Annotated in this window: 10 protein-coding genes; 5 read left to right on the top strand and 5 right to left on the bottom strand. The window is 36.0% G+C overall.

Going from position 1 to position 11624, the window contains the following annotated elements; all coding sequences use genetic code 11:
• Together AC33VI_RS07485 and AC33VI_RS07480 are read right to left on the bottom strand one after the other, a co-directional pair.
• On the bottom strand, positions 1 to 1304 hold a 1304-nt coding region (locus AC33VI_RS07485; RefSeq protein WP_491781642.1), incomplete at its 3' end, for a glycosyltransferase family 2 protein.
• A gap of 55 nt (positions 1305 to 1359) precedes the next feature.
• Positions 1360 to 3894 carry a tetratricopeptide repeat protein gene (locus tag AC33VI_RS07480; protein ID WP_491781641.1) on the bottom strand — a complete coding sequence of 845 codons (2535 nt, stop codon included), beginning with the start codon at positions 3892 to 3894 and terminating at the stop codon, positions 1360 to 1362.
• 462 nt (positions 3895 to 4356) lie between these two features.
• Here AC33VI_RS07480 and AC33VI_RS07475 point away from each other — a divergent pair, with 462 nt between their 5' ends.
• Both AC33VI_RS07475 and AC33VI_RS07470 read left to right on the top strand, forming a co-directional pair.
• Complete coding sequence (locus AC33VI_RS07475; RefSeq protein ID WP_491781640.1) at positions 4357 to 5070, top strand: precorrin-2 C(20)-methyltransferase; 714 nt, start codon at positions 4357 to 4359, stop codon at positions 5068 to 5070.
• Positions 5071 to 5233: 163 nt separating this feature from the next.
• The gene (locus AC33VI_RS07470; RefSeq protein WP_491781639.1) at positions 5234 to 5440 is read left to right on the top strand and encodes a hypothetical protein; all 207 of its coding nucleotides are present in this window, start codon (positions 5234 to 5236) and stop codon (positions 5438 to 5440) included.
• Positions 5441 to 5495: 55 nt separating this feature from the next.
• On the opposite strand, the gene AC33VI_RS07465 is transcribed toward AC33VI_RS07470, so the two are convergent.
• Positions 5496 to 5630, bottom strand: coding sequence for a hypothetical protein (locus AC33VI_RS07465; protein ID WP_491781638.1), 135 nt, complete (start codon positions 5628 to 5630; stop codon positions 5496 to 5498).
• A gap of 306 nt (positions 5631 to 5936) precedes the next feature.
• Here AC33VI_RS07465 and AC33VI_RS07460 point away from each other — a divergent pair, with 306 nt between their 5' ends.
• The 3 genes from AC33VI_RS07460 (at position 5937) to groL (ending at position 10629) form a co-directional block, all read left to right on the top strand.
• Entirely contained in the window at positions 5937 to 7334 is a 1398-nt protein-coding gene (locus AC33VI_RS07460; protein WP_491781637.1) for a diguanylate cyclase domain-containing protein, read from the top strand.
• 616 nt (positions 7335 to 7950) lie between these two features.
• Entirely contained in the window at positions 7951 to 8808 is an 858-nt protein-coding gene (locus AC33VI_RS07455; RefSeq protein WP_491781636.1) for a response regulator, read from the top strand.
• Between the two features lie 141 nt (positions 8809 to 8949).
• Positions 8950 to 10629: a chaperonin GroEL gene (gene groL / locus AC33VI_RS07450; protein ID WP_491781635.1), complete on the top strand. Its 1680-nt coding sequence runs from the start codon at positions 8950 to 8952 to the stop codon at positions 10627 to 10629.
• Positions 10630 to 10783: 154 nt separating this feature from the next.
• Here groL and AC33VI_RS07445 read toward each other — a convergent pair whose 3' ends face one another.
• Complete coding sequence (locus tag AC33VI_RS07445; RefSeq protein ID WP_491781634.1) at positions 10784 to 11203, bottom strand: TetR/AcrR family transcriptional regulator C-terminal domain-containing protein; 420 nt, start codon at positions 11201 to 11203, stop codon at positions 10784 to 10786.
• 60 nt (positions 11204 to 11263) lie between these two features.
• A complete protein-coding gene (locus AC33VI_RS07440) occupies positions 11264 to 11413 on the bottom strand; it encodes a TetR/AcrR family transcriptional regulator (RefSeq protein ID WP_491781633.1) in 150 nt (49 codons plus the stop codon).
• Positions 11414 to 11624: the final 211 nt, after the last annotated feature.

The following is an 11624-nucleotide window of genomic DNA, read 5'->3' as shown; positions in this document are numbered from 1 at the left end:
TTTGCTTTCAGAATTTCAGCTATTTTTTCATAGAGAGGAAAGCGATCTGGTTTGATTTTTAAGGCTGCAACATAGCTAAGACTTGCTTTATGCCAATTTTTTTGAGCAAAAAATAAATCTCCTTGTTGCTCGTAATCTTGACATTTTGCAGGTACTGTTGGCTCTTTGACCGATAAAGTAGAAGAGTTAGCCGAAACTGTTGGCTGATTCAACGAACTAAAAGCAGTATTATTTTGAGCTAAATTCTTAATTTCTAATACGCTATTGATTAATTCTTGCCATTGAAAAGACTTAGTCAGCAGTACACCATTAAATTTTTCCCCCCTCTCGCGAGAATATCTTTCAAAGCTACCCAGCCAATGAGCAATATTTTCTATTCGTAAATAAGGGCTAATGGGCAAAGATTTAGATAATAACTCGGACATCTTATCGAAATCTTTGGCTCTGTATTGATACCAAGCAAGCCAAACCAAGGTGTTATATTTAACTTCAGATTCGAGGGCTAAAATATCATTGGGTAAATTTTGATTGGCAAAAAATTTATCTAGAACTTTTTGTACGCACTGGGCTTGTCGGAGATTGTTGCCAGTAGTATTAGCCTCGTGCTGTCGATAACATACTGTTTCTTCCTTTAGCCATATGGTGCGACAACCTGCTAAAGAAAGTCGTAAAATGAGATCTACATCATGGGATTGTTTTAATTCTGCATCAAATCCACCCACTTTTTCCAACCAGGCACGATGAAACATCATGGCACTAGTACGAACGCATTTTTCCTTCAACCATGTTTTAAGATCTAAATCGGGTGCTTTGTGCCAAGGTTGAACTGTTTTAATCCGTCGATTGCGATCGTCAATAATATGCCACCCTGTATTGACACAGCCCAGATCGGAAGTCTCATGAAAACAGGCGATTTGTTTGGCTAATTTATGAGGTGTCACCCAATAATCATCTGCATCTAAAAAAGCAATTAATTCCCCTTTGGCTATCTGAATACCCAGATTTCTGGCGGATGCCGATCCCTCATTGGCTTGATAGACATAACGGATTTTGTCTTGGTAAGCATTCAAGCGATCGCGAGTATCGTCAGTCGAACCATCATCAATCACAATAATTTCATAGTTGCCATAGGTTTGCGCTAAAATACTATCGATCGCAGCACAAATATACTTTTCACCGTTATAAACTGGGATGACAACACTAACGAAAGGAAATTGAGTTTTAATGGGGGTTATTTCCTCATGTTGAGCTATATTTTCCAGACCCCTTTGAGAACTGGATAAAACTTCAATCGCTGTACTCATGGTTGTATTCGATCGTAAAAATTAGAGATAAAGAGTAGACGGACAAATTAGATAGTTACAATTCCAAAGCTTTTAATTTTGCTCGAACTGCGGGATCGTTGGGATTGATTTGTAAGGCAATTTTGTAAAAAGAAAGAGCTACATTCATCTTTCCTTTGGATTCATAAATCTGAGCCAGCTTAATATAATGATCTGGATTATCTGGTTTCACTTCTAGAGCTTTGAAGTATAAAGATTCATCATGGGGATTAACTTCGATCGCCTTGTTATAAAAGTTTTCAGCTAAGACTTTATCTGCTTGAGAGCGTTGCCTTAAAGCATCAGTCAGCTTTTCTTTGGTTTTAGGTAAATCAGGAGTAATTTTCAGAGCATTTTGATAAGATTTAACTGCCGTATCCCAATCTTTCAGTTGATAAGCAACATCTCCTAATTTGTGATGCGCCCAATCAAAATCTGACTTTAATTCAATAGAATTATTAAAAGCATCCGCTGCTAATTGCCACTGCTTCAACTCCATTGAAGCTTCTCCCAATTTAAAGTAAGACCAAGAAAACTTATTATTTAAAGCAATGGAACTTTGAAAAGAAGAAATTGCTTCGTGCCATTGTTGAGTTTCGTAATAGGCATTACCTAGATTGTGATGGTAAGAAAACTCTTGAGAATTATATTTAATAGCTTGCTGATATAACTTGATTACATCATCCCATTGTTGCTTTTGACTGAGGAACTTTCCTACAGCATAATAAGCTTCTTTATGGTGAGGATTATGGTTAATTGCTTGCTGGTAGCATTGAAGGGCTAATTCTATTTTTGATTCTTTTTCTGCTGCTACTGCCATATCAAAATATATTTGATATTTTTGCGAATTTTCATCTAATGGAGATTGTGTGACTAAAGAACTAGAAGCACTATTTGGTTCTATTTTTGTTTGGGGAATAACAGCCATTTGAGATTGTTTTGATTCTTTGGTATCGGGTATTTGTTGTTGTTTTTCCCAATCAATTAGATCTTTTAGTCTGCTGTAAGCAGCTTGAAAACCTGGCTTTAATTGAATCGCTCGACGATAACAAGCCATTGCTACTTTCAATCGCTCTTGTTTGAGCCAAAACTCTCCTAGTTTATAATGTTGTTCTGGAGTAGCAATATCTGGCTGTATAGTATATGCACGGAAAATTGATTCTGCTCCTGCCGTAGTTTTGCCAACAATGCCATAAATTTTTCCCAATCTGAGATGAGCCGTAACTAAATCTGGCTTGAGTTTAATTGCTTGTTGATAGTTAGCAATTGCCTGCTGCCATTGTTGTTTGCGAGCAAAGAGATTACCCAGATTCAAGCGAATTTCAGGAGAATTTGGTTGTTTTTTGAGCTCTTCTAAGTAGCGTTCTACTAAATTGTCTGTTTCTAATACATTTTGATGTTTAACGATTGCTTCAGTACTTTGTACTGATTTATTGCTGCTAGATTCACTAGGAGGTAATAATTTAGTATGACTATTATTATTAGTTTTTTGGGTTAGTAAATTATTAATTCTGAGTTTTTTTGAGTTGTCAGAAGGAGAAAAATTATTATCTTGTAATTTAACTACTTGCTGGTAATAGGTAGCAACTTTTTGCCATTGACCGTCTTCTTCTAAAACTTTAATTAATTTGAGATAAAGTTCTTTCGATTGAGGCTCGATTTTAATCGCATATTCATAGCAGGTAATTGCTAATTCTAATTTCCCCTCAGCTAAAAGTTCTTCTCCCAATTGCACAAGCTGGGGTGCGGTTAAAATATCTGGCTGTAGTTTCAAGCCATGTAATAGACAATGGAGAGCGCGATCGTCTTCGCCCATTTTTTCCCAAGCCCGAGAAAGGTGAAGGCAAACTTTAGCAAATTTTGGTTGAATTTCTAACGCTTTTTGATAATAGTTAATTGCTTCTTGCCAATTGCTTTGTTTGGCATAAAGACTACCTATATTGGCATAAACTTCGGCAAAATAAGGATTTTTAGCTACAGCTTTGGCATAGTATCCCATCGCTTCGGCTTCTTTGCCCAATTGCTGCAAACAATTACCATATATTTTATATATTTCGGGTAAATCGGGACAATTTTTTAAAGCTTCTTCGCAAGCATTGATACTTTTTTGCCACTGGCGATCGTTATAATATAATTGAGCTTGTTGTAAATATATTTTAGTTACTTCTAATCGCTCGTTTTCAACATAAGTTCCAGGGGTAATTGTTGTTAGTTGAGGTAATACAACTGCGGAATTGGATCGTGCCAGACGAATAGAACTACTTTGTTGGCTAATTTGGTTTAAATTGTGGTTAGTTGATTCGCCTTCTTTTTCATTATTATTGTAACCCAAAGCTAATGCTAATTGATGATAGCGATCTGCTTCTATCAAATTACCTTGTTTTTTAAGAGCGATCGCCAGAATATGATGCGCTACTGCCGATTGGGAATTCAACTCTACCGCTTGGCGATAATGGTCTACCGCTTCGCTTAACTTATTCTCCTGTTCCAATTTGATTCCCCGCCATACTTCAGCTTCTACTCCATCTAAAGTATTGGTCTGTTCTAAAAATTGAGAATTTTGATTCAACATTTTATGAGTTTAATACCTCTCATCCTTATTATTGAAACTATATATTTAAGAATAAAAATAATGAAAGTAACACAAGAGGATATTTGAATTGATAATAATTGACTAATTAATAGAGAGAATCAATACTCCTCAGATGAGACAAGTCGTATCCCTCTGAAAATTAATTATTTGAATTCAAATAACAATTTATTTCTTGATTTTTCCTCGAACACAATACCTAATTACGGATACTAATATAACCTCTCTTTTCAAATATGCAAGCTAACTTTTAATTAATAATTTAGAAGCAAAAAAAAATTTTAAAATCAGTAATTTTACTTTCATTAAAAAAAAATTTTAAAAAGATCTAGGTGTTTTTATTTAAGTGAAATCACAACTATCAACCAAGATTAATCTACTCCACAAAACCGAGAATCGCTATATAGTGATAACTGTTCTCAAACAACAGTCTATTGTGCAATAGTGAATACAGGTATACTATACGGAGTTAGTGTTGGCACGGGAGATCCAGAACTAATCACAGTCAAAGGACTGCGTATTTTACAGCAAAGTGATGCGATCGCCTTTCCTTCTGGTACTAATCATAATCCTGGAGTAGCTCAAAGTATTATTTCTGATTGGCTCAAACCAGACCAATTACTCATTCCTTTAGATTTTCCCTACCTTCAAGATCGAGGAAAACTCCAACAAGCTTGGCAGAAAGCAGCTGCAAAAGTATGGCAGTATTTAGAGCAAGGCATGAATGTTAGTTTTGCTTGTTTGGGGGATATCAGTTTTTATAGTACTTTTACTTATCTAGCCCAAACATTAAAAGAATTACATTCCGATGTCAAAATTGAGTATATCCCTGGAGTATCGTCTCCCATGGCGATCGCTTCTATTTTACAAATGCCCCTAACAATAGAAAGAGAAAAACTAGTAGTGCTTCCCGCACTTTATTCAGTTGAAGAATTGGAAAGGGTTCTCAATTGGGCAGAAATAATCGTTTTGTTAAAAGTTAGCTCGGTATATCAATCGGTGTGGCAGATTTTACAAAGGCGAAACTTGCTGACATCCAGTTGGGTTGTAGAAAAGGCAACATTTCCCGACCAAAAAATTTATCACAATCTTCAACAATATCCCCAGCTTAAATTGTCATATTTTTCTATCTTACTGATCAATAATTCTCTAACATAAAATTTTGAGCATAAGTCACAACGTCAAAAAAGTTAATCGAGAATATTGCAAAATGTTTTAAAGTTGTCAAAAGCTATACAAAATAGCGAATATCTATGTTATTTTTGTCTACAGGAAAAAAGCCAAAGACAATTTAAACACAGTATTATAGAGGTCTCGTACTTTGAATATCCAACCTACAAACCAAACATCAGAATTTATCAGGGAAGATATTAGCGAATACGTAGCGCAGCTACAATTACATATGGCTCTTCAAGCTCGAAATCTAGTTCCTCAGCTTGATAGTACGGATATTAATAGTAGCAGACAAAAAATGTTACAAGAAACTCAAGCTATAGTAGAAAAGTTAGCATCTCGTCACTGTTTGTAAAGTTTAATCCACCTTGCTATTTGACTGAGATATTCAAAATAGTAAAGATATAATTTTATCCGAAGTAATAGCCTCTGGCTTCAGGAAATTCTTGGAGTTGGGGGCTAAATTTATGTAAAACTAAAGCATATCGATCGAGTCTTGAGAAAATCAAGCAATTGTCATTAAACTTGTTTGGGCTTTGAGTCATAACATCTTTGCAGCTATAAAAATAGATGATATAACTGTGACATCTATTGCCAACCATTGCCAAATTTATCGAGCCAAAAAATGTTGGCTATTGAAAGAGGGCAAACAACCAACCCAAAACATCATTAAATGTCAAAAATACATCCATAATTACTCCAGCAAATTTTTAGCTTATCATTACAATTCTCTAGTTTGTCTGAGACATAACTAATATTAAATGTCTAATTATATTTGTAGACCAAAAATATTTAATTGACTACAGCTACTGATTTAGGTTTAAAAAATAATCATTACCTAGTAGTGGTAGATGAATATTAAGTATCAAAAAAACTTTCAAGAATACATACTGATAGTAGACGATCTGCCCGAAAATGTAAGACTTTTATCATCTTTATTAGAAGATCGAGGATATCATGTTAATTCCGCCACTGATGGCAAAATGGCTCTATCAATGGTTAAGAAACAAACCCCAGATCTAATTTTGCTTGATATCATGTTGCCCGTTATGGATGGCTATCAAGTCTGTCGTGTCTTGAAATCTCAGGCTGAAACTCAACACATACCAATTATATTTCTTAGTGGTTTAGATTCTGAATTTGATAAAGTAGAGGCTTTTAAAATTGGTGGCGTAGATTATATTACCAAACCCTTTTTTGTTGAAGAAGTAATTTTTCGCATCAAAACACAGCTAAATATTATCCATCAAAAGCATCAATTCAGAGCAATTCTCAATCGAGAAATAACGGAACGAGAAATAGCAGAACGAGAATTAAACCAATCTAGGGCATTGTTGACAGGAGTTTTAAATAGTTCTTTAGACGGAGTAGCTGCTTTTGAAGCTATTCGCGATCGCCAAAACAAAATTGTGGATTTTCGCTGGTTAATTGCTAATCCAGTGGCAGCTATGACTGTAGGTGAAACTACCCAAACTCTAACGGGAAAAAGATTATTTGTTGAAACTTCTTCTAGTCATCTATTTGATGGTTTATTCGAGCTATTCGTTCAAGTTGTAGAAACCTGTACGGTTTTAGAAAAAGAATATTACTACGATCGCGGTTCTCTCAAACTCTGGTTTCATATTGTAGCGGTAAAGCTCGGAGATGGTTTTGCAATGACTTTTCGCGACATTAGCGATCGCAAGCAAATTGAAATCACTCTCAAAAAAGCCAATTTACGACTGACTTACCAAGCAAATATCGATAGTTTGACAAACATAGCCAATCGCCGTCGTTTTGATGAATACATTACTCAAGAATGGTCTAGATGTGCCAGAGAAAGAGAATATTTATCCCTAATTTTATGCGATGTAGATTATTTCAAAGCCTATAACGATACTTATGGACATCAAGCAGGAGACAATTGTCTTTATGAAGTTGCTCAAGGAATAGAACGGGCAGTCAAACGTGCAGCAGATGTGGCATTCCGTTATGGAGGAGAAGAGTTTGCTGTAGTTTTACCTTATACAGAAGGACAAGGTGCGATTAAAGTCGCAGAAGAAATTCATCAACAAATAAAAGACTTAAAAATACTTCATAGCGCATCAGAAATTAGCAACATAGTTAGTCTGAGTTTGGGAGTATCGAGTATTATTCCCGATATTCGTTCTTCTCCTCACACTCTGATCGCTGCCGCTGATAATGCCTTGTACGATTCTAAACTCAAAGGTCGCAATCGAGTAATTTATAAATCAGTTGAAACTCAATAAAATCTGACTAGCATAATTGGTTGTAATAGTTAGATTCAATTGGCTATCAGCAATTAATATACTTACACTCTTTAATACTGATATATCCTAACAAATATTTCACTATTCAAAACTTGTTACAATGGCTTAAAATGAGCTTTTAAAGTAGATAGTGTAACATCTATATTATCAGATTAGAGCGAACAATTTCCTGTAAGATATCTATTGATGTGCAAGCCTAGCATTTTATTTGCTAGATAAAATTTTGTTAGTAATACTAAGAGTTGATTTTTTCAACAGATAGACTTGCTTCATCTTTCGCGATCGCACCACCCCCTTAAATTATAAAATAATTAATTTATTTTAATAAAATTCAACATCATAAAATTTTTAAATATCAATAAAAACCTATTTGATTTGCTAAAACTTTATAAATTTTCGAGATTGTGCCAATATCCGACCTAGATATAACTATTAATAAAATTGTCTTGTTGAATTAGTTAAAACTTTTTCAAAAAAATAATCCAAAATCAATCACAAACCTGAAAAATAGTAGATTTGCTACTTTATATCCCTTAAATAATAAATAACAGTATTTAATAACAATATCTTGTCATTTCTAGTTAAATAAACTTTTATGATTAAAATACTAATAGTAGACGACCAAAATTTTACCAGACAAGCATTACAAGCTATTCTAGAAGCTGAATCTGACTTTGAAGTTATTGGTAAAGCAACTACTGGTGCGGAAGCTTTAGCTCAAATCGAACAAAAAGCGACTGATATTATGATTGTCGATCTAGAAATGCCTGAAATGGATGGTTTAACCGTTACTAAAATAATTAGTCAGCGTTTTCCCGATACCAGAGTAATTATCCTGAGCAGCCATGATGATAAAGCTAATATTAATGCAGCTGTCGAAGCAGGGGCAAGAGGATATCTGTTAAAAAATACTTCAACTCAAGAAATTGCCGATACCATTCGTGCGGTTCAAAGGGGCTATTTTCAACTAGGGCCAGGACTTTTTGAAAAATTACTTTCTCATCTAATCCAAGAGAAAGAAGACGCAGCCAAAACTTTATCAGAATTAGAACATAAATATACTCAATCGATTGTAGCTTTAGAAGAAAAAATTACTGCTAGAAATGAAGCTCAAAGAAAAGAATTATCTCAAGAGTTAGAGCTACAAATAAACAACTTAAAAAAAGATTTTCGTCATGGATTAGAAATTTTTCAGGATCGAGTAAGCAATCAATTGCAAAGTGGAATTGATGTTGCTACCAAAAGGTTTAGTAATTCAATTCCTAACCCTCAAGAAATCGATATTCAAATAGATAATCGCAATCTAGAACAGCAGAGATACATAAACACCATATTTGCAGGTAGCAAGCAAGCAATCCACAAGCTAGAAAATCAACTCAATCAGATGCGTTATTTTGTGGCGATCTCTGTCATTGTTTTTGTAGCGGTAATAATTATGCTGCTTTTATATTGAGCCAACAAATTTAGCGAAGCTTCGGTTATCACTACAAGACGAAATAATTTAAAAATTTAGATAATATAATTTAGCAGTCTCCCCTAAAGAGTGCTAAATTTGCAAATGATGTGTATAGCGGAACTAAAAGAATAAAATCCTATGGCGAAAATCGTTTCGTTTAATGAAGAGTCGAGACGAGCATTAGAAAAAGGGGTAAACGCCCTGGCTGATGCTGTAAAAATAACTCTTGGCCCTAAAGGTCGTAATGTTTTATTAGAAAAACAGTTTGGCGCGCCTCAAATTGTCAATGATGGAATCACTGTCGCCAAAGAAATTGATTTAGAAGATCCTCTCGAAAATACTGGTGCAAGACTAATTCAAGAAGTCGCATCGAAAACTAAAGATAATGCTGGGGATGGTACTACTACTGCAACAGTAATCGCTCAAGCATTAATCAAAGAAGGTTTAAAAAATGTTGCAGCAGGAGCTAATCCTGTAGCATTGAAAAAAGGTTTAGAAAAAGCTACTAGTTTTTTGGTGCAAGAGATTGCCACTATCTCTCAACCCGTAGCGGGAGATGCGATCGCTCAAGTAGCAACGGTATCTGCTGGTAATGACGAGGAGGTCGGTAAAATGATTTCCGAAGCTATGGCTAAAGTCACCAAAGATGGAGTAATTACCGTTGAAGAATCTAAATCTTTGGCTACAGAACTAGATGTAGTAGAAGGAATGCAGATCGATCGCGGTTTTGTTTCTCCTTATTTTGTTACCGATCAAGAAAGACAGGTAGTAGAATTTGATAACGCTCTAGTTTTAATTACCGACAAAAAAATTAGCGCGATCGCCGACTTAGTTCCCGTTCTCGAAAAAGTCGCTCGCGAAAGCAAACCCCTACTAATTATTGCTGAAGATTTAGAAGGAGAAGCCCTAGCCACTTTAGTAGTTAACAAAGCTCGTGGCGTGCTTAACGTAGCGGCAATCAAAGCTCCTGGTTTTGGCGATCGCCGCAAGCAAATGCTGCAAGATATTGCTGTATTAACTGGCGGTCAAGTAATTTCTGAAGAAGTAGGCTTAAGTCTAGACACCGTAGACTTGAGTATGTTAGGAACTGCTGAGAAAATTGGCATCGATAAAGAAAACACCACGATCGTTTCTGGTTCTGGTAATAGCGACGACATCAAAAAACGAGTCGAACAACTCCGCAAACAACTAGCAGAAACTGATTCTGACTACGACAAAGAAAAACTACAAGAGCGCATCGCTAAATTAGCTGGTGGCGTTGCTGTAATTAAAGTTGGTGCGGCAACCGAAACCGAACTAAAAGACCGTAAACTTCGCATTGAAGACGCGCTAAATGCCACCAAAGCAGCAGTAGACGAAGGTATTGTCCCTGGTGGTGGAACTACTTTAATTTACTTGTCTAAAAAGCTAGTGGAATTCAAAAGTCAGCTAGAAGACGGCGAAGAACAAGTAGCAGCAGACATTTTTGCTAAAGCTTTGGAAGCACCTTTATGCCAATTAGCTAACAATGCTGGGGTTGAAGGTTCTGTAATCGTCGAAAAAGTTAGAGATAGCGAGTTTAAGGTTGGTTATAACGCTCTAACTAACGAATTTGGCGACATGATTGTGGGTGGTATTATCGATCCTGCTAAAGTAGTACGTTCGGCAGTGCAAAATTCTTCTTCGATCGCAGGTATGGTATTGACCACTGAAGCTCTAGTGGTAGAGAAACCCGAACCCGAACCTGCAATGCCCGCTGGTGGCGGTATGCCTGGCGGTATGGGCGGCATGGGCGGCATGGGCGGTATGCCTGGAATGGGTGGTATGGGTATGATGTAAACGAGCGATCGCTCGTAGCTATTAGCTTTTAAATATCCCAATCATTTAAGTAAAATTATCTTTTGAGGGCAAGTCTCGATCTGAGGCTGCCTTTTTTTTTACCTATAACCCATAACCTATAAACCCTCTTTTATGATAATTACTGCCAAGCAGATCAAAACCTATTTTCTGATGTAATTAAATTAGTCAAGGTTTCAATAACGCGATCGCCTTCCAATGGCACAATATCTTTACCGTGCATCATTTCTTGTAAGATTACAAAATAGACCATAGTTCCCATCATCACTCTCACCGTAGCTTCTGGATCTGTTAATTTTAGGGTGGGATGAGATTGAAAATATCTAGTCAAAACTTCAATTGTCGGTTTAGCTACATTATTGACATAAGCCTTGGCAAGTTCTGGGAAACGTCCCGACTCGCCAATAATAATTCGCATAAAGTTTTGCAAGGAGCGATCGCTTTGAGCATTGGCTAGCATTTTGGTTGCCATTGCCGATAATACTACTTTAGGATCTTGTTCTAATGATTGAGGTGAATCCAACCCCATTACTGTCTGAAATTTATCTTTGACCAAATTCTGGATTAAGGCATTAAACAAGTTTTCTTTATCGCCAAAATGACTGTATACCGTCGCTTAAGAAACTCCTGCTGACTTTGCTACTTTGTCCATGCTAGTGGCAGCATAGCCATGTTTGAGAAACTCTTTCATTGCTCCTTCTAAAATAGCTACGCTTTTGGCTTCTGATTTAGTTCGTTCGGAAATCTTGGGGTCAATTTTAGTCATACTTTTATTTTCTATTGCCAAAAGAAATATTGCAAAACTAGTCAGTTTAGTTTAGTATAGCAACATCTGAACTAAACAGTTTAGTTAAATAACAAAACATTTTAGTAGCTATGGAATACACAGCAGATAACAAAACAAAATCTAGCAAGCCTTTGGTAAAAAGAATTCCTGCCCTAACTATTGGTTTAGTTCTGTTGGTGGGTGGCGTAGC

Source organism: Waterburya sp. (assembly GCF_058530065.1).
This window is presented reverse-complemented; position numbering and strand designations above follow the sequence as displayed.